The sequence below is a fragment of the Moraxella ovis genome (assembly GCF_900453105.1).
Taxonomy (GTDB): Bacteria; Pseudomonadota; Gammaproteobacteria; order Pseudomonadales; family Moraxellaceae; genus Moraxella; species Moraxella ovis.
On sequence record NZ_UGPW01000001.1, the window covers coordinates 1,762,313 to 1,779,844 of the forward strand.

At 48.1% G+C, this 17,532-nt stretch carries 18 protein-coding genes; 5 read left to right on the forward strand and 13 right to left on the reverse strand.

The annotated features are described in order from the left end of the window. Entirely contained in the window at window positions 1-594 is a 594-nt protein-coding gene (gene wrbA, locus DYD54_RS08370) for an NAD(P)H:quinone oxidoreductase (protein ID WP_063514525.1), read from the reverse strand. A 351-nt stretch (window positions 595-945) separates the two neighbouring features. Between wrbA and DYD54_RS08375 the strand changes: the two genes are divergently transcribed. Further along, window positions 946-2,445, forward strand: a complete 1,500-nt coding sequence (locus DYD54_RS08375) for a YihY family inner membrane protein (protein WP_063514526.1) — start codon at window positions 946-948, stop codon at window positions 2,443-2,445. Window positions 2,446-2,499: 54 nt separating this feature from the next. On the opposite strand, the gene DYD54_RS08380 is transcribed toward DYD54_RS08375, so the two are convergent. Together DYD54_RS08380 and DYD54_RS08385 are read right to left on the reverse strand one after the other, a co-directional pair. Continuing rightward, entirely contained in the window at window positions 2,500-3,654 is a 1,155-nt protein-coding gene (locus DYD54_RS08380) for a dihydroorotase (protein ID WP_063514527.1), read from the reverse strand. Window positions 3,655-3,947: 293 nt separating this feature from the next. Continuing rightward, entirely contained in the window at window positions 3,948-4,976 is a 1,029-nt protein-coding gene (locus tag DYD54_RS08385) for an aspartate carbamoyltransferase catalytic subunit (protein ID WP_063514528.1), read from the reverse strand. Between the two features lie 38 nt (window positions 4,977-5,014). Between DYD54_RS08385 and DYD54_RS11435 the strand changes: the two genes are divergently transcribed. Then, window positions 5,015-5,164, forward strand: a complete 150-nt coding sequence (locus DYD54_RS11435; RefSeq protein WP_157079190.1) for a hypothetical protein — start codon at window positions 5,015-5,017, stop codon at window positions 5,162-5,164. A gap of 138 nt (window positions 5,165-5,302) precedes the next feature. Here the strand turns inward: DYD54_RS11435 and DYD54_RS08395 are convergent, their stop codons facing one another. From DYD54_RS08395 to DYD54_RS08410, 4 genes are all read right to left on the reverse strand, one after another. Then, window positions 5,303-6,136 carry a hypothetical protein gene (locus DYD54_RS08395; protein ID WP_063514530.1) on the reverse strand — a complete coding sequence of 278 codons (834 nt, stop codon included), beginning with the start codon at window positions 6,134-6,136 and terminating at the stop codon, window positions 5,303-5,305. A gap of 18 nt (window positions 6,137-6,154) precedes the next feature. Next, window positions 6,155-8,617, reverse strand: coding sequence for a carboxypeptidase-like regulatory domain-containing protein (locus tag DYD54_RS08400; protein ID WP_147285089.1), 2,463 nt, complete (start codon window positions 8,615-8,617; stop codon window positions 6,155-6,157). Window positions 8,618-8,639: 22 nt separating this feature from the next. Beyond that, the gene (locus DYD54_RS08405) at window positions 8,640-9,209 is read right to left on the reverse strand and encodes a fimbrial biogenesis chaperone (RefSeq protein WP_063514532.1); all 570 of its coding nucleotides are present in this window, start codon (window positions 9,207-9,209) and stop codon (window positions 8,640-8,642) included. Window positions 9,210-9,341: 132 nt separating this feature from the next. Next, window positions 9,342-10,091, reverse strand: coding sequence for a hypothetical protein (locus tag DYD54_RS08410; RefSeq protein WP_147285090.1), 750 nt, complete (start codon window positions 10,089-10,091; stop codon window positions 9,342-9,344). 250 nt (window positions 10,092-10,341) lie between these two features. On the opposite strand from DYD54_RS08410, the gene DYD54_RS08415 reads away from it, so the two are divergent. Further along, a complete protein-coding gene (locus DYD54_RS08415; protein ID WP_063514534.1) occupies window positions 10,342-11,340 on the forward strand; it encodes a class 1 fructose-bisphosphatase in 999 nt (332 codons plus the stop codon). Window positions 11,341-11,388: 48 nt separating this feature from the next. On the opposite strand, the gene DYD54_RS11440 is transcribed toward DYD54_RS08415, so the two are convergent. Then, window positions 11,389-11,541: a hypothetical protein gene (locus tag DYD54_RS11440; RefSeq protein ID WP_157079191.1), complete on the reverse strand. Its 153-nt coding sequence runs from the start codon at window positions 11,539-11,541 to the stop codon at window positions 11,389-11,391. Window positions 11,542-11,587: 46 nt separating this feature from the next. Here DYD54_RS11440 and DYD54_RS08420 point away from each other — a divergent pair, with 46 nt between their 5' ends. Then, window positions 11,588-12,370 carry a TrmH family RNA methyltransferase gene (locus DYD54_RS08420; RefSeq protein WP_063514535.1) on the forward strand — a complete coding sequence of 261 codons (783 nt, stop codon included), beginning with the start codon at window positions 11,588-11,590 and terminating at the stop codon, window positions 12,368-12,370. 11 nt (window positions 12,371-12,381) lie between these two features. After that, window positions 12,382-13,248 carry a metallophosphoesterase gene (locus tag DYD54_RS08425; RefSeq protein WP_063515028.1) on the forward strand — a complete coding sequence of 289 codons (867 nt, stop codon included), beginning with the start codon at window positions 12,382-12,384 and terminating at the stop codon, window positions 13,246-13,248. Between the two features lie 44 nt (window positions 13,249-13,292). Here the strand turns inward: DYD54_RS08425 and DYD54_RS08430 are convergent, their stop codons facing one another. The 5 genes from DYD54_RS08430 to ilvC form a co-directional block, all read right to left on the reverse strand. Beyond that, complete coding sequence (locus DYD54_RS08430; RefSeq protein ID WP_063514536.1) at window positions 13,293-14,225, reverse strand: electron transfer flavoprotein subunit alpha/FixB family protein; 933 nt, start codon at window positions 14,223-14,225, stop codon at window positions 13,293-13,295. Between the two features lie 122 nt (window positions 14,226-14,347). Then, window positions 14,348-15,097 carry an electron transfer flavoprotein subunit beta/FixA family protein gene (locus DYD54_RS08435; protein ID WP_063514537.1) on the reverse strand — a complete coding sequence of 250 codons (750 nt, stop codon included), beginning with the start codon at window positions 15,095-15,097 and terminating at the stop codon, window positions 14,348-14,350. A 244-nt stretch (window positions 15,098-15,341) separates the two neighbouring features. Next, window positions 15,342-15,554 carry a cold-shock protein gene (locus DYD54_RS08440; protein WP_036364195.1) on the reverse strand — a complete coding sequence of 71 codons (213 nt, stop codon included), beginning with the start codon at window positions 15,552-15,554 and terminating at the stop codon, window positions 15,342-15,344. A 319-nt stretch (window positions 15,555-15,873) separates the two neighbouring features. After that, window positions 15,874-16,305, reverse strand: a complete 432-nt coding sequence (locus DYD54_RS08445; protein ID WP_063514538.1) for a hypothetical protein — start codon at window positions 16,303-16,305, stop codon at window positions 15,874-15,876. A 175-nt stretch (window positions 16,306-16,480) separates the two neighbouring features. After that, window positions 16,481-17,503, reverse strand: coding sequence for a ketol-acid reductoisomerase (gene ilvC / locus DYD54_RS08450; RefSeq protein WP_036364200.1), 1,023 nt, complete (start codon window positions 17,501-17,503; stop codon window positions 16,481-16,483). Window positions 17,504-17,532 lie beyond the last annotated feature (29 nt).

The window sequence follows — 17,532 nt, forward strand, 5'->3', positions numbered from 1 at the left end:
TTAATTGGCTAATTTTTTGGCGATATTGGCAAGGCGTACGCCCTGAGCGATGGCAAGCGCTCGCTCATCTGCCGTCATGGCGAATTCATGAGTCGCGCCTGTGACACTACTCACCCCATATGGCGTGCCACCACGAACCGTACGACTAAGCTCGGCGTGTGCATAAGGCAGCCCCACCACCAGCATACCATGATGAAGCAGCGGCATCATCATGCTGACCAATGTCGTCTCGTTGCCACCGTGCATCGTGCCTGTGCTGGTAAAGACGCACGCTGGTTTGCCTTGCAACGCCCCCGAAAGCCATTGACTGACCGTGTTGTCCCAAAAGTACTTCATGCTGGCTGACATATTGCCAAAATGCGTCGGACTGCCGACCGCCAGAGCTGCACAATCTGCCAGCTCGTCCATCGTGCAATACAAATCGCCTTCATCAGGAATGGCAGGTGCCATCTGCTCGGTGACGCTTGAGACCTTAGGCACGCGGCGTATCTTAACCGCTGCACCTGTATTCATCACCCCCTCTGCGATGGCATAGGCAAGCTCTTTGGTGCGGTGGTGGTTGGTGTCATACAAGACTAAGACATAAGAAGTCATGGCATTTTCCTTTAATTAGTGAGTGAGCACTGGTGTGAATGATACAGCAAAAATCACAATCTGACTGAACAATCTGACCTTATTCCAATCATCAAAGCCCAGCACTCAAAGACGCTGTATCATTATAGCCCAAAAACAGCTCAAAACTTAATCCGCCCGCCAAAAGATGCGTGAATCTTTTTTAAAATCCATCAGTACGCCATCTTGGCGTGTATGATGGGCATTCTGTTTAGTAGTTTTGTAATGTTTAAGCAAAAAAAACTTTAAAAACGCACGATATTTGTTACACTATAAGCTTTATTGGGTGCTGGTTTGCACGCTTAACTCACTGCTAAATTTGAACGAACAACCATGACAAATCTTTTGAACAAACTTCCTTTCGCCCATCACCGCTGGTTCATGTACTTACGACTGCTGCTGCGTCATTTCACAGAGGACGACTGCCAGCAAAAAGCTGCAAGCTTGACCTACACGACCTTGTTGTCGCTCGTGCCGATTTTGACGGTGATGCTGGTGGTGTTTTCAAGCGTCCCTGCCCTATCAGGTATGCGTGAGCAGATGCAGGAGATGATTTATAACAACCTTTTGCCATCATCAGGAGCTCAGCTTGGGGCGTACTTTGAAAGCTTCGCTGAAAAATCCAGCAATCTGGGCATCGTTGGTGTGATTGGTCTGTTCATCACCACCATCATGACCTTGATGACCATCGAGACAGCATTCAACAAAATCTGGCGCGTCAAAGAGCGTTCTGGCGGTGCAGAGAGCATCATTCGTTACTGGGCTCTCATCACGCTAGGACCTGTCGTTCTTGCGGTGGCGTTTGGTGCATCCAGTGCCATTCAAAGTGTTGATTTTCTCAATCGTCAAATCGCAGGTTATGGCATCGATTGGTCGATTTGGGCGTACTTGGTGTCGGTATGCATCACGATGGGTGGCTTCATTGGAATGTATTGGTTCATTCCAAAGGTACAAGTCCCCATCAAAAATGCCGTCATCGCTGGTGTGGCGGCAGCGGTGCTTTTTGAGAGCCTGCGTGCTGTGTTTGGTACGGTGATGAGCAACTTCACAAGCTACGAGGCGATTTATGGGGCATTTGCTGCTTTGCCGATTTTTCTGCTTTGGGTGTACTTGTCGTGGAACATCATTCTTTTAGGTGTAGAAATCAGCTATACCTTGACCATCTTTGATGACAAAGAAGTGCCTGTACGCCACCCTTTGCTAAGCTTGTTAGATATGCTCAACCTGACCTACAAGCGTTACAAAGAAGGCAAAACGGTCAGCGAGCACGAGCTGCGTGAGGTATTAGGAAGAAGAGAGCTGCCCAAATGGAGCTTGTACATCGAACAGCTCATCGAGGACGAACTCATCACACGCACCAAAAACGATGAGTATGTCTTAAAGACTGACCTAAGCAGCATCAGCCTTTGGCAGTTTTACAAAACTTTGCCCTATCCACTGCCCATCAAGGACGAACTCGATGCCTTGAAAGCTGCCGATTATGACCCTTGGTTTGTTGAGCTTTATAAGAATTTGACCAAAGTTGAACGCACGGCAAAAGGCGAGCTTGATGTGCGACTGTCTGAACTGTTTGAAAGTACGCCACTTCGCCAAAAAGAGGAAATCGTACGCATCACAAGCACAAATGCCGATGCCCAAAGCGATGTCGAGGGCTTCACCAACGGCACACGCCGAGAGGTCGACGAAAATGGCGAGACGTTCATCGTGCCTGATGGCAAGGCAGCGTTTACCGAAAGTCGTCTGACCAAGCTGATACGCCTGCTCAAAAAAGCCCATCATCTGTTTGGGCAAGGCAAAAAGTCGGTCAATGATGTCAAGCAAGGTCTCAAATGAACAAAAAAATCGCCAAACCAGCCAGTTTGGCGATTTTTTTTGACAACCCAAAACTCAATCAAAGAAAGTCGCCACCGTCTTACCGGTCAGCTGTTTTGTCAAAAACGGCGTGTTTTTGCCCGAGGAGAGCATGGTGCACTCGTCCACACGCCATGACAGCTTAGGGTCAATCAACACGGCACCGCCAATCATCTCATAGTCATGAATGCCAGCGATTTTGGCAGGATTTAGGCAGATTTTTTCTACCAGTGTCTCAGCACTCAAAACGCCGTCTGCCACCAGCTGACAGCCAAGCGACACGAAAGTATCTAAGTTGCTGATGCCTGCTGCACACTCACCAAAAGGTGCTTGTTTGGCACTGGCAGAGAGTGGCTCATGATGAGAGCAGATGGCATCAATCGTGCCGTCTTGCAGACCCTGAATGAGTGCCCGCTGATCGGTATTAGAACGCAAAGGCGGATAAACAAGAGCATTGGCATCATAGCCTTCTAGGGCATCATCAGTCAGATGCAGCTGGTGCATGGCGACATCACAAGTGATGGGTAGCCCTTTTGCTTTCGCCCATCGAATCAGCTCCACCGAAGTGCGACAGCTCAACTGGCTAAAATGAGCTGTGATGCCCGTTTCCTCGACCATGAGCAGCTGTTTAGACAAAGCGATGGTTTCGGCCAGCCATGGAATGCCCGCCAGACCATGAAATGAGGCGATGTAGCCATCATGAGCCACGCCTTGCTCTGACAGGCTGGGTTCGTTGGGATAAAAAAACACTTTTAGCCCAAAGGTGGCGGCGTATTCCAGCGTGCGTAACATGACCAAATCAGACTCAAAGCCACAAGCCGTGTTGGTTACACCAATCACGCCACCTTGTTTTAATCCTGCCAAATTCGCCAGCTGCTTACCTGCCAACCCTTGTGTCAATGCCCCTAAGATGTGCAGATGAATGCCGCCATCTTGGCGAGCTTTGTCACGCAGACCCTTCAAAAGTGAGCCATTTTCGAGCACAGGGTTGGTGTCTGGTGGCAGCACGATGTGCAAGATGCCATTATCACGAGCGGCCCTACCCTCACTTGCCAGCGTGCCATGTGACTGATGACCCGGCTCACGCAGGCGAGCACACAAATCCACGATGGGCGGAATGAGCCATTTGCCTTCGGTGGGTGTGTCATTCAAGGTGGGCTGTCTCCAAGTAGTAGGAAGCAGATTTTTCATCGTTATTTCTCTTGTTTTTTAGGTAAGCTTGATTGTCTAAGCACTGTTTACTGCGATGCTACGGATTGATTGTGTTGATGGCTGTCATAGATGGGCACCAGACGCTGTCTTAGCTTGGCGTGTGCGGCGTTCACAAAAGCCAAAATCGACCGCCACAGCACAAGCAAGAATGAATTTTAAGCCAAACAAGGATAGACTGATGTCAAAAACCTTTTGGCATTTGACACACAGCAACCAACGACGCGGCAGCGGTCTGTCTTATGATGGCAAAATCATCCGTCAAGCCTTTGGCATCAAGCCTGCCTTCTCATCTCGTCTTGACCACGCATCGCCATCGCCATCACCGCCATGCGAACAGCGATGCCGTTACTCACCTGCTTTAAAATCACCGACTGCTCGCCATCTGCCACACCAGACGCTATCTCCACGCCACGGTTCATGGGGCCGGGGTGCATGACCAACGCATTTGGTTTGGCAAGAGCAACACGAGTCTCGGTAATGCCATACATCTTGTAATACTCAGACGTGGATGGCAACAGTGGCGAGCCGATGCGTTCGTTTTGAATACGCAAGCCGATGACCACATCTACGCCTGCCAGCCCCTCTGCCATGTCCTCAAACACACGCACGCCATAACGCTCGATGCCTTTTGGCAGAAGCGTTCTGGGTGCGATGACACGAATGTCACGCAAGCCCAAAGTGCTCAATGCCGAGATGTCCGAGCGAGCCACACGGCTGTGCTTGATGTCGCCCACGATGGCAATAGACAGCTTGTCGAAAGTAGTGTTGTGTTTGAGACAGTATTCACGATGAATGGTGAGCATATCCAGCATGGCCTGGGTGGGGTGGGCGTGCCAGCCATCGCCTGCATTGATGACGGCGACATTTGGGGTAACTTCGGTCGCCATAAAATGAGCCGCCCCACTTGATGAATGACGCACCACGAACATATCAGCACTCATCGCCTCCAAGTTCCACAGCGTATCACGCAAAGTCTCGCCTTTGGAAGTGGAGGATTTGGCGATATCAAGGTTCAGCACATTTGCCCCCAGTCGCTTTTGGGCAGCTTCAAAAGTGGTGCGAGTGCGTGTGGAGTTTTCAAAAAAAAGATTCATGACCGTCTTGCCTGCCAACTCATCGGTATTGATGAGTCGCCCATCTTTGTCAAAGTAACCCATCGCCTTGTCGATGATGTTTTCAAGCTGAATACAAGACAGCCCCTCAACACCGATGAAATGGCGAATACCGCCCTCTTTGGTGTCATGTAGCATGAGTTGTGGGCGGGCGAGTGATTGATTGAGACGCTCGGTGATGTGATACATGATTTCCTCTGATTATCCTAAGTGTGCATCTGTATGTCGTGAAAAAGCCCCCAACCGACACGCCAAAGCTTTTGGCAGGCTTGACACCGCATGAATGCCGTGCACTTGCCTTATGCTTTAAGCTCATGATGAATCTGTATGATCATCAATATTTGGGCAAAGCCACTCTTTTGGCTGTATTGTCTTGATGTCAAGCTGCCATCTTGAGCACATGTGGACATAAAGACTTTTGATGACATCAATAAGCCTTGTGCTAACACGCATTGTATCAAAAAAGCCAACGCTTGCAAACGAAATTCACGCAAGATGAGCCATGTCAAACGCCATCACTGGCTGCTGTAACCGATTCTTAGATTGTAATCTTTGGGCTTGGCGGTGTTCATATCAACGCTTGCTTCCACACCTACTGTCATCAGACAGTAGATGTGGTCTCTGTTTTTATTTCGGTGATAAAAACCATCTCGTTTTCTGGCGATGAAGTTGACTGTCATGTCTGCTCCATCAATGACCAGTGTTACGCTGGCGAATTGCTGGTTATTTCTATCAATCCTCTTAAAACTTGGAGCGGCAGGCTGACCATTGACCGTGAACCGATGGGCATTGGCTGTCAAATAGTCGAGAATGTTTTGCTGATGGTTGACAGCACCATGCGGCACAACCCCTCTGCCTTCACAGTAAGCATCATAAACAGATGGTTGCTGATCACCTCTGATAGTGCCGCCATTATCCCTCGTGTATGTGAAAAATTGAAATCGCTCCCTAACAGGTTCACGCTCACGATTGTGTGTCTTAAAGATGAAATTGCTTGGCAAGCTTAGATTGTCGGTAACATCAAAACCATCAAGTTCAACACTGCCGACCCCAAAGTTTACCAAGCCATTAAGCTCACCCATGCCAATCCCTTGACTGCCACCTCTGATAACTTGGCTGTCTAACACAACAATCTTTCTATCCAAATTGGGGGCTGGTTCATCACGAAAGCACGAATAGATGGTCTCACCACCACTACTCCCTACAGCAATGAACTTATCATCAAATCGACCACCTGAAATATTGTTCAATGTGGGAAAGCAGTTTTCGGCATATGCTGATGTCATTGCTCCCAAGGGCAGTCCCAGTAAAAGCAACCACGCACGCTTGTTTAATTTTGGTTTTGTCATTATTTATCCCTTGACTCCCTACTGATTTAGTTTAGATAAAGCCACCCCTAGCACATAGTCATCTACCACAACGACTCGCTTGGGGGTATGGCCATCAGCACGCACGATGTATTCGCCCTTTGGCAGTCCATCTAATAAGAAATAGCCATTTTGATCGGTCTTAGTATAGGCAATGATTTTATCATCTTTCCATGCTTGCACCTGTTCGCCACCAACCGAAATACGACCACGAATACCATAGGACTGGGTCATCTGCCACTGAATATGGGTAGGCAAGCGTGCATCTATCTTTGCCACCGCCTTATTTGGCAAGGCGTATTCAATCGGTATGTTGCGTCCGTCTAGCTCAATCTCATACACACCTTTGGGTAGGTCTATCAGATAGGTACTTTTTTTGTTGGTGCTAGACAGCGGATTGGCTGATGTCAGTTTGTTATTCACATTAAAGAACATCGGCTCATCAGGCGATTGTATGAAATCTTTATTGTCATGCAACAAGGTAATCACCGCCTGCCCACCAGCATTGCCACTGGCGACATACCTACCCAATTTTGGCAAGCTAGCAGGGGGTTTGTAGGCATTTAGACCAATACGCAAGAACCATTCGCCTTCGCTACGCTTGGTGTCGCTAAGATCCACCTTGCCGATGCGGCTCTCATAAGACCCACGCCAAGCATTACCGCCATGACGATAGCCTGCACTGATATCAATGCCGTTTTTCGTGTGGTGTTGCCAATAAAACTGCAAAGCGACATTGTCTTTTTTGGTCAAGTTATGCCAAGACGCACCCACAGACAGCGATTGATGGCTAGATAGGCGGTGTTGCAAGCTACTTTCAATACCAAAGGCTCGCTTGTTGCCATGGGTGCTATTACCACTATGCCCCACATACACCCCTGACTGTAGCGTGGTTCTGTCCGTTAGGCGTAGCGATGATGACAAATGGTGTTTATGCGGATCAACGCTATATTGATAATTGCTATTAAATCGGCTCTGTAGATGGCGATAGCTAGCATGATAACGCCAATAGTCATTATGCGACTGATACTGCAAGTCATGACTTAACCGATCACTTAGATGAAAACGAGCATATAAACTGGTATTATCGCCATCTTGGGTGACTGACATGTGCGTGCGTTCATTAGGGGTGTAATACAGTCCTAGATGATGGCGGTCATCATAAGTGGAGCGAGCATAGCGATAGTTCGCTCGCCACACTTCTTTCTCATAGCGAGCATCTACACGAACATTACCATCTCGATGATAGTCCACATCTATGTTGGTGTAGCGGTTCGGTGCTATGTTCGCCCCCACCTGCCAGTCGTTATCTTGATTTTGCTGATACTTTAGCCCTGCTCTTAGGCTAAGTTTATTATGCAAGCCATAAGCAAGGTGTGCGTAAGCGGTCTGTTCGCTATGCTCATCAAACACGCCCAGACGACCAACACCGGCTTGCACCAATAGCTCATTGGTCGCCACCGAGCCATAACGCTTGCCCAAAGACACACGCTCTACACGCATAGGCACAGCCGATAGCGGATTGTCAAATATCGCCACCTCAATCAGACTGTGGCGGTCAATGGCTGACATATCCAGATTTAAAAACTCATACCGACCATTAAGCAAACTTTGTACACGAGCCACCGTCCTACCGTTGATACGAAGTTCTGCCAGACCGCCTGCCACACCCACACCTTTGATGTGCTGATAATCATGGCTAGGTGCGTCTATTAGCGTACTAGTCTTGCCATCTACATGACCTGTTAGGTGTCTTGCGATATTGGCACTGCTAAAAGCCACATTCAGACCTGTGATGGTATTAAACACGGTATTGGTGCTACCAAGTCTGATGGCTGTCTTGGGCGTTGATGTTAGCCAGTAGGCATTATCAAGTTTGGTTTTTTCGTCATTGTCTTTACTGACTGATACGCCCCAAGTACCGCCCAGTGCATAACCAAAAGCATCTAGCTGATGATGATCACGCACCTTATCATCGTTGTTCGTACGACCTGATAGCTGAGTGTTCATCTGCAAGCCCTGTAAGCCTGCCACACTTGGCGTGTGCGTAACAATGGGGCGTGGTTTTGGGGTAGGTTCTTTTTTGGGTAGGGTTGCTACCATCAGATGAATCTGTAAATCCGATGGCAGATACTCTGACGTAATGCCCAGTAGCTTCAGTGAATCAAACGAAATATACACCAAGCCATCATGATATACTAGCTCATCAAAAGCAATCTTCGCCTCTCCAAGCGGTGTCTTAAATAGCATGCCCTCTTCTTGGTCGTCAGTGGTGATGTCAAGCACAGCCAAATCAGACACACTAACATAATAACGCTCATCATGCCACAGTGCATCAATACCACCTTTGTCTTGGTGGTTAATCTTTAGACCGACCAACTGTAGCTCGCCTGCCCATGCAGGCAATGCCACAGCCCCTGTCATCGCTACAATGATCGCCCCACGAAGTACTCTATTTATCATAGCCACGCCTCAACATCTGTCATCAGCGGTGCATGATACGAATGGGCAACTGATACTGCGAGCCGATTTTTACCACCGCTGACGACTCTGTCTGCTCTACGATGGGGTTTTGGATTTTTTGATTGATGACCAATAGTCCATAATGGGTCGTTTTGGGCAGGTCAGCAGGTGGGCGAAACGACAGACGAATGGTCTGATAGCCCCCAGATGGCACGGTGAATGACTGCGGTGCGACCACAGTCCAACTTTGCATCTTGGCCTCATCTTCTATGGCTGTCAGCTGTTCGTCAGCGTCTAGCAAAGACAGCTCTATCAGCTTAGGCTCGGTGCTGTAATTATAAAAAGTTACCGACGCATCTGTCCGAGTGCGAGCCATCAGGTCAAGGCTGGGCGGCGAGATGCCCAGCTGCGGCGGTGGCATATCGAGCGTGCGTCCTTGCTCGTCTTTTTGGACGACAACAAGCCTTGCTCCCCCATCGCCTTGCTCTAAGCTTGTCTGCAAGGTGGTGGCGTGGGCGGTGGTCATCGCCAAAGCAGTCAGCAGACAGATGGCAGCGTGTCTTATGGGCAGATGGGTCATGGTGTTACTCATATTGGGTGCTTTGTGGTGCACTCTGTGGTGCGGCGTATACGACCGCAAAGGCTTATGATATCACAAAAAAAGAGCATTAAAACCTGTGTCTAATACTCTTGTTAGGTCGATGATCGAATACCGAGCGGGGCATTACTTAGCAGTCAGCGTCAATGTAAAAGTTTGATCATCTGATTTGTGTAGTCCTGCTTTTTTAGCTTCAGAGAAATCCAAGTCGAAAGTGATATCGCCTTTGATAGGCTTCCACTTAGAATTTAATTCAATTTCCTCTTCTGCAGTCTTGGTTACAGCATCAGAGCTTTTTACCTTAACGTTTTCTGTCTTAACTTTAGAGTTGCGATCGCCATCATGAAGATGAGTAGAATCTGTGTTTTCAACCTTTAACTTGACACCGTCATTCGATATGCTACGCACCGCCCAAGCATCCTTTAATGTAACTGTAACTTTGTTGGTATCTGCTTGGTTATTTAGAACGGTAGTGGTAACCAATGGATCATCCGTTAAATCCGCAGCACTTTCACTATTATTGTCCAAAACCTCAATGGTGTCTTGATTAAGACCGTAAGTACCAACACCTCTTCCAACCCCTATACCTTTTACGATAGGATTGAACTCAATACCCGCATTCGTCCAATGGTATAATACCAGCACCTCTGGCAACTGCACCTGCAGATCCATGGTGCCGCTAACGCTGTCAGCGTGTGCTGAGGCGGCAGCACCTGCCATGACTAGGGCAGCGAGTGATTTTTTAAACATGTCAGTCTCCATAACAAATAGATGGTCATAATCAAATAGCAACCGCCAAGCCTTGCCGTCTGTCATCTGCCAAGTACTGGCGACAACGTGAGCAGACAGTGCTAACTTCTTTAATATTATAGACAAATACCCGTAAAAAAGCAAAACAAAAATGAGCGTTTTATGTAACTTTTGTCTGGGCGATTGAGTGATTATGTCTGATTTGTGTGTGTTTTGTTGATCGTGCTTGGATTGTTGTTCTGTCGTCGTTTTGTGTTTGGCTCTTTGAGTCGTTTCATCAAAAAAAGGCCGCCCAGCACCCCAAATCGTGCTAGAATAACGCATCAGATGCCGTGCTGTGGCATGGCAGTTTTTATCAACGAATAAAGGGCATTCTATGACGACACTCACCGACTATCTAAGCACACACACCACCCCACAGATGACCAGCACCATGACGACACTTGCTACCGCCAGCATCGCCATCAGCGACTTGCTCGCTCGGGGGGCTTTGGCTGGCATTCATGGCAATGCCGGTGGTCAAAACATACAAGGAGAAGCCCAAAAAAAGCTCGATGTCATCGCCAACGACCTACTGCTAAACGCCCTGACCCAAAACCCCAACTGTGCTGGTGTCGCCAGCGAGGAGCTCGATGACATCAGTCCTGCCAATGCCGATGGCACACTGCTTGTTACCTTTGACCCACTAGATGGCTCATCAAACATCGACATCAACATGACAGTTGGGACGATTTTTTCGGTATTGCCTCACCCTCGTCAAGGTCAGGCGGTCTGCGAGCAGGATTTTTTGCAGCAAGGAGACCGTCAGCTGGCGGCAGGTTATTTCATCTATGGCACCTCTACGATGCTGGCAGTTACCTTTGGTCAAGGCGTGGCGATGTTCGCCCTAGACCCTGCCACACAAAGCTATGTACTCATCAATGAGCGTGTTACCATCAGCGATACGACCGCCGAATACGCCATCAACGCCTCAAACCGTCGCTACTGGCTGCCCCCTGTTCAGCAGTACATCGAGGAGCTGACCCAAGGCGACACAGGCGTGCGAGCCAAAGACTATAATATGCGTTGGGTGGCGGCGATGATTGCCGATGTGCATCGCATCTTGATGCGTGGTGGCGTGTTCATGTATCCTTTTGACACAAAAATAGCTGGCAAAGCTGGCAAGCTCCGCTTGATGTATGAAGCCAATCCGATGAGTTTTGTCATCGAACAGGCAGGCGGTGCCAGCACCGATGGCGTGTTTCGCATCATGGACATCAAGCCCACGCACATTCATCAGCGGATTCCTGTGGTGCTGGGTGCCAAAGAGGAGGTGGCGTATGTCAAGGCACTGCATGAGCAAGCAAAGATATTGGCAAATGGCGAGCCAGCCTGACTGACGCCTTCGCCAAAACCCAAAATGCGGTCAAAAAAGACAGACTGCCTAACAACAAAAGGGGGAGCACACGCCGCCCACCGACCAAGAGGTCATCTGCCAAAAGCCTTGTACGCCAGCACAAAGAGCGTACAAGGCTGGCAAGGCCAAACCAAGCACCCCAACCACCAGACTCAAAGACACCAAACCTAAGAACATCATCTGATACTAAGCATTCACCCAACAAGCATCAAGACGCACCCAAGCCATGAACCCAATCACCTCCTTAAACAACCCCACCATCAAGCACGCCACTGCCCTGCTCACGCAGCATCGCCATCGCAAAAAAAGCAAGCAAACCGTCATCGAAGGCGTGCATCTGCTGGACGCTTATCTCCAGCAAGGCTTTTTGGTCGATAAGGTCATCGCCACCCACGATGCCCTAGACCATGCCGAGACACAACAGCTGCTACCAAAACTTGGTCATGACGACATCGTGATGACCACCGACGCCGTTTACAAGCAAATTCGCACCTTAGGCGATGGCATAGACATCATGGCAATCATCGACACGCCAACGCCGACACTCGGCAGCATCACAGGCGATGCCCTGATTTTAGATGGTCTGCAAGACGCTGGCAACATCGGCACATTGCTTCGTACCGCCTCTGCTGTCGGCATCGAAGCCGTCATCACCACGCCACACACCGCCCATCTGTGGTCGCCCAAATGCCTGCGTGCTGGCATGGGGGCACATTTTGCCTTGGACATCTACGAGCACATCAGTCATGATGAGATTTTGTGTCAAGTCAAGACCCCTTTATACGCCACAAGCAGCCATGCCGACAAAGTCATCTATGACCACAACCTGACCACCAGCATCGCTTGGGTGCTTGGGCATGAAGGGCAAGGCATCTCTGACACGCTCCTGCACAATGCCACGCCCATCGCTCTGCCCCAGCCCAATGGTCAAGAAAGCCTAAATGTCGGTGTGGCAGGCTCGGTGTGTCTGTATGAGATGCTGCGTCAGCGTCGCTTTGCTCGGTCGTGAGGTTTGATGCCATGTTCTTTTTATCACGACAAAAAACATTAACCGTCGCCTTTGTGCTTGTGGCTGTGGCCGTTCTTATGCTCGTTGCCATCGATGACCGTCTCACCACCCAAGAATACACCGCAAGTCATGCCACCACCGACAGAGCAATCACGGTGGCAATCATCACCGATTTGCACAGCTGCTTTTATGGTGATGAGCAGCACGAGCTGATGAAGCCCCTAAAAGACCGCCGCCCTGATGTGATTTTGTTGGGTGGGGACATCTATGACGACGAACTGCCCCAGACGCACGCCGATGTACTGCTTCGCCAGCTTACCGACATCACGCCTCATGTGTACTATGTCAATGGTAACCATGAACTGTACCTGCCTGCTGATGAATACACCAAAATAGAAAACAAAATCACAAGCTACGGCATCAAAATCCTACACGGCGACACAGCCACCATACCGATTGATGGCAAAGACAGCAAGCTGCGTGTCTATGGCGTGTCCGACCCTGTATTTATGACCAAGTTTCGTGAGGATTTACGCACGGTTGGTGAGCTTGCTAGACCTGACGACATCAACATTCTACTCACTCATCGCCCTGAATACATCGATGAGTATTTGACATATCCCTTTGATTTTGTGGTGAGTGGTCATGCACACGGTGGTCAATGGCGTATCCCTTATGTGCTAAATGGTCTGTTCGCCCCAAATCAAGGACTGCTTCCAAAATATGCTGGTGGTGATTATCACTTTGTCAATCCAGTCTCTCACAGCCAGCACACCCAGTTCATCGTCAGTCGTGGACTTGCCAAAGAGTCCACACGCTTCATACCCAGAGTATTCAATCGACCAGAGCTGGTATTTTTGACCATACCTAGCTCCTAACCAAAAAAATCCCCATGTATGTGGGGATCTTTGCGTCGCATCGTTTAGAGCTTGGCAGTCAGCTCTGGCAATGCCGTGAAGATATCCGCTTCTAGGAAATAATCGGCCACTTTAGCGATTGGCGCTTCTGGGTCGTTATTAATAGCAACGATGGTCTTAGAGTCTTTCATGCCCGCCAGATGTTGAATCGCACCAGAGATGCCAGCGGCGATGTATAAGCTTGGCGCGACGATTTTACCAGTCTGACCAACTTGTAGATCATTTGGTACGAAGCCTGCATCCACCGCCGCACGGCTGGCACCGACCGCTGCACTCAGTTTGTCCGCCAAAGGCTCGATGTACTTGGTGAAGTTTTCGCCACTTGCCAAAGCACGACCGCCAGAGACGACGATATTAGCAGAAGTCAGCTCTGGACGGTCAGACTTAGCCAGCTCTTCTTTAACGAAGGTTGATTTGCCCGCATCGCCGCCTGCGCTCACGCTCTCAATCGCTGCACTGCCGCCAGTCGCTGCCGCTGCATCAAAAGCAGTGCCACGCACGCTAAGCACAACTTTATCTTCAGAGGTCTGCACAGTTGCAATCGCATTACCTGCGTAAATCGGACGCTCAAAGGTCTTCGCATCGATCACAGCCGTGATGTCAGATACCATGCTGACATCTAATAGCGCTGCCACACGTGGCAAGAAATTCTTACCTGTCGTAGTTGCAGGAGCGATGATGTGTGTATAGCCGCCCGCCAACTCAACAACCAATGGCGCAATGTTCTCTGCCAATTGATTGGCAAAGGCAGCATTATCAGCAAGCAAAACTTTGCTCACGCCTGCCACTTGAGCTGCGCTGTCCGCGACAGCTTGGGCATTGGTGCCTGCCACCAATACATGCACATCACTATCAATCTTGGTAGCGGCAGTAATGGTTGATAAAGTAGCAGATTTTAATTCGGTATTATCATGTTCAGCATAAACTAGTACGGTCATGGTTTTATCCTTTTAGCAATTTTATAATACAATTTTGTCAAAGTTGATTGCTGACTCGTGAGACTCTGACAATTAAGATGGTTAATTTATCAGAGCTTGGATGCACAAGCCATGCTTTGGCATTAGATTACTTTCGCTTCGTTACGAAGTTTATCGATCAGCTCATCAACGCTACCCACTTTCACGCCCGCACCACGCTCAGCTGGCGCTTTGACTTTCAGTGTAGTTAGCTTGGACGTCATGTCCACGCCAAAATCAGCTGGCGTCTTATTGTCCAATGGCTTCTTCTTAGCTGCCATGATGTTCGGTAGTTTCGGAAAACGAGGCTCGTTCAGACGTAGGTCAGTCGTGATGATTGCAGGCAGTGCCAATTCAACCGTCTGCAAGCCACCATCGATCTCACGGGTTACTTGTACTTTATCGCCGCTCACCACAACTTCTGACGCAAACGTACCTTGTGACGCATTCATTAGCGCCGATAGCATCTGACCTGTTTGGTTATTGTCATCATCGATGGCTTGCTTACCCAATAGAATCAGCTGTGCACCCTCTGCTTCAGCCACGCCTTTTAGAATCTTGGCGACTTGTAGCGGATAAGGCCTCTCATCAGTCTCTACCAGAATGCCGCGATCAACGCCCAATGCCAACGCCGAACGGATCTGCTCTGCAGCTTGTGCTGTGCCGATAGATACCGCCACAACCTCGGTAGCCACACCTTTTTCTTTTAGACGAACCGCTTCTTCAATGGCGATTTCACAAAATGGGTTTACACTCATTTTGGCGTTAGTCAATTCCACACCCGACTCATCCGCTTTAACGCGAACTTTTACATTATGGTCAACAACGCGCTTTACCGCTACTAATACTTTCATGATAGCTCCGTGATTTGTTATGGATACGCTCTTCTTTATATCATTTGCAGGCAGATTTGTAAATATCAATTTGCAAATAAAGACTTCGCACCAATTACTTTGATGTTCCTGGTATTTTGATTATCAGAAAAATCACCCGATTGGGTCAAATCATTTTTGTGAATCATCAGTCACTTTTTTGTTTTGGCAATAAAAAACACCGCTGGATAAGCAGTGTTTTTAATCATAGGCTTAATTCTGTGAATTAAAGCGCTTCGATTTCTTCAGCTTGTGGACCTTTTTTGCCTTCGCCTAGGATGAAAGATACTTTTTGACCTTCAGCTAAGGTTTTGAAGCCAGAACCGGTGATTGCGCTGTAGTGAGCAAATACGTCTTGACCGCCGTTGTCTTGAGCGATGAAACCAAAACCTTTAGCTTCGTTGAACCACTTAACAGTGCCTTGAACTTTGTTTGACATGGGAAAATTCCTGTATGATCGAAAAAATGGCAAAATTGCCTGTTTAAAATATTTATGTTGCCAAAACGTGCAAAATAAGTCTTAATGTAAAAAGACGTCTAAATTTCAACCAATACAATAAACAACGTTCAAAGATAGTTCAAATACGCCCTAAAACCCACTTGTCCGCAAGTTTCAAAGTCGTTTTAACACTCGCCCAGAGGCGTCTTGCAAAAACTTACTAATGGTACATAAATACCATGGGTGACAGTATAACAGACTTTGGCCACAAAAGGGGGATTATTTTGGCACATTGGAGATTTATTTGCAACCAAGGAAATTAAATGGGTAAATATGGCTTGGCAAGCACAAAGCCGCACAGTAACGCAAAGACAAGAGCAAAAGAACGACAAAAATTTAGATACTTTGCAGGTAGTACAATGTCCTTTGGGTCGTCGATGTCCTTAGTGGAGATCAAACGTGCGCCATAAATCCACCCCATCAATGAATAGATCCCATAAGCCACAGGCACGCTCATCGAAAGCCCATTAAAATCCAAGAAAAACAGCGCAAGCCCAGACACCACAAGCCATGATGAGGTCGTAAGACTGACCACCGCAAAGATATTGGACTCAGGGAGCTTACCGTCATTATTCAGCACCCAAGTTGATTCAAGCCAAATGAAAACGGCGATGATGTAGCTCGCGACAATATACAAAGTCTCAAATTCTGATAAAGCACTCAAAAGATTCGTAAAATTAATATCAACCATGTTTCGCTTATTTTGTATTTTCAGATGAAGTTTAATGAGATAGGCAGCTATTGTACACCAAATTTGATTTTTATGTGCTTATTTGGGTTTTTTAGAAAATGGTTTAAACCACAAACAAACACCCAAACAAAACAGCCGCCCAAAAGGGCAGCTGTTTTTATCTTTAAAAAGAAAATTAGTTTTTCTCTTTGTCGATGATTTTGCTCTCGGTGATCCAAGGCATCATGGCACGTAGTTTTGCACCAGTTTTTTCGATTTCGTGCTCAGCAGTTTGACGGCGACGAGCGGTCATTGATGGATAGTTCAACTGACCTTCAGAGATGAACATTTTCGCGTATTCGCCAGATTGGATGCGTTTTAGCGCGTTACGCATGGCCGCGCGGGATTGATCATTGATCACTTCAAGACCAGTCACGTATTCGCCGTATTCAGCGTTATTCGAGATTGAATAGTTCATGTCCGCGATGCCGCCTTGATACATCAAATCAACGATCAGCTTAAGCTCGTGCAAGCACTCAAAATACGCCATCTCAGGTGCATAGCCTGCTTCTACTAGGGTCTCAAAGCCCATTTTAACAAGCTCAACCGCACCACCACATAGAACGGCTTGCTCACCGAACAAGTCAGTTTCAGTTTCGTCTTTGAATGTCGTCTCGATGATGCCAGAGCGACCGCCACCCACGCCTGATGCGTAAGATAGCGCTACTTGCTTGGCTTGACCTGATGCGTCTTGGTAGACAGCAATTAGATCAGGAATACCGCCGCCATTCACGAATTCAGAACGTACAGTATGGCCTGGTGCTTTTGGTGCAACCATAATCACATCAAGGTCAGCACGTGGCACAACTTGGTTGTAGTGGATGGCAAAACCATGAGCAAAGGCAAGCGTCGCGCCTTGTTTAATGTTTGGCTCGATCACTTCTGCGTATAGCTGCTTTTGGAATTCATCAGGTGTTAGGATCATTACCAGATCAGCACCTTTTACCGCATCACTAGTTTCAGCGACTTTTAGGCCCGAATTTTCAGCTTTTTTCCAAGATGCAGAGCCGGCACGCAGACCTACAGTCACATCAACACCGCTGTCTTTTAGGTTTAGGGCGTGGGCATGACCTTGTGAGCCGTAGCCGATGATGGCAACTTTTTTGCCTTGGATGATTGATAGATCACAATCTTTATCATAAAAAATATTTAAGCTCATACGAGTTTTCCTTAAAAATTTGCCATAAA

Coding starts and splice junctions, on each gene's coding strand:
- DYD54_RS08440 (WP_036364195.1), bottom strand. CDS start 15,554: ATGTCAAACAAAGTTCAAGGCACTGTTAAGTGGTTCAACGAAGCTAAA.
- DYD54_RS08415 (WP_063514534.1), top strand. CDS start 10,342: ATGACGACACTCACCGACTATCTAAGCACACACACCACCCCACAGATG.
- DYD54_RS08400 (WP_147285089.1), bottom strand. CDS start 8,617: ATGATAAATAGAGTACTTCGTGGGGCGATCATTGTAGCGATGACAGGG.
- ilvC (WP_036364200.1), bottom strand. CDS start 17,503: ATGAGCTTAAATATTTTTTATGATAAAGATTGTGATCTATCAATCATC.
- DYD54_RS08425 (WP_063515028.1), top strand. CDS start 12,382: ATGTTCTTTTTATCACGACAAAAAACATTAACCGTCGCCTTTGTGCTT.
- DYD54_RS08405 (WP_063514532.1), bottom strand. CDS start 9,209: ATGAGTAACACCATGACCCATCTGCCCATAAGACACGCTGCCATCTGT.
- DYD54_RS08420 (WP_063514535.1), top strand. CDS start 11,588: ATGAACCCAATCACCTCCTTAAACAACCCCACCATCAAGCACGCCACT.
- DYD54_RS08445 (WP_063514538.1), bottom strand. CDS start 16,305: ATGGTTGATATTAATTTTACGAATCTTTTGAGTGCTTTATCAGAATTT.
- DYD54_RS08375 (WP_063514526.1), top strand. CDS start 946: ATGACAAATCTTTTGAACAAACTTCCTTTCGCCCATCACCGCTGGTTC.
- DYD54_RS08435 (WP_063514537.1), bottom strand. CDS start 15,097: ATGAAAGTATTAGTAGCGGTAAAGCGCGTTGTTGACCATAATGTAAAA.
- DYD54_RS08385 (WP_063514528.1), bottom strand. CDS start 4,976: ATGTATCACATCACCGAGCGTCTCAATCAATCACTCGCCCGCCCACAA.
- wrbA (WP_063514525.1), bottom strand. CDS start 594: ATGACTTCTTATGTCTTAGTCTTGTATGACACCAACCACCACCGCACC.
- DYD54_RS11440 (WP_157079191.1), bottom strand. CDS start 11,541: ATGATGTTCTTAGGTTTGGTGTCTTTGAGTCTGGTGGTTGGGGTGCTT.
- DYD54_RS08430 (WP_063514536.1), bottom strand. CDS start 14,225: ATGACCGTACTAGTTTATGCTGAACATGATAATACCGAATTAAAATCT.
- DYD54_RS08380 (WP_063514527.1), bottom strand. CDS start 3,654: ATGAAAAATCTGCTTCCTACTACTTGGAGACAGCCCACCTTGAATGAC.
- DYD54_RS08395 (WP_063514530.1), bottom strand. CDS start 6,136: ATGACAAAACCAAAATTAAACAAGCGTGCGTGGTTGCTTTTACTGGGA.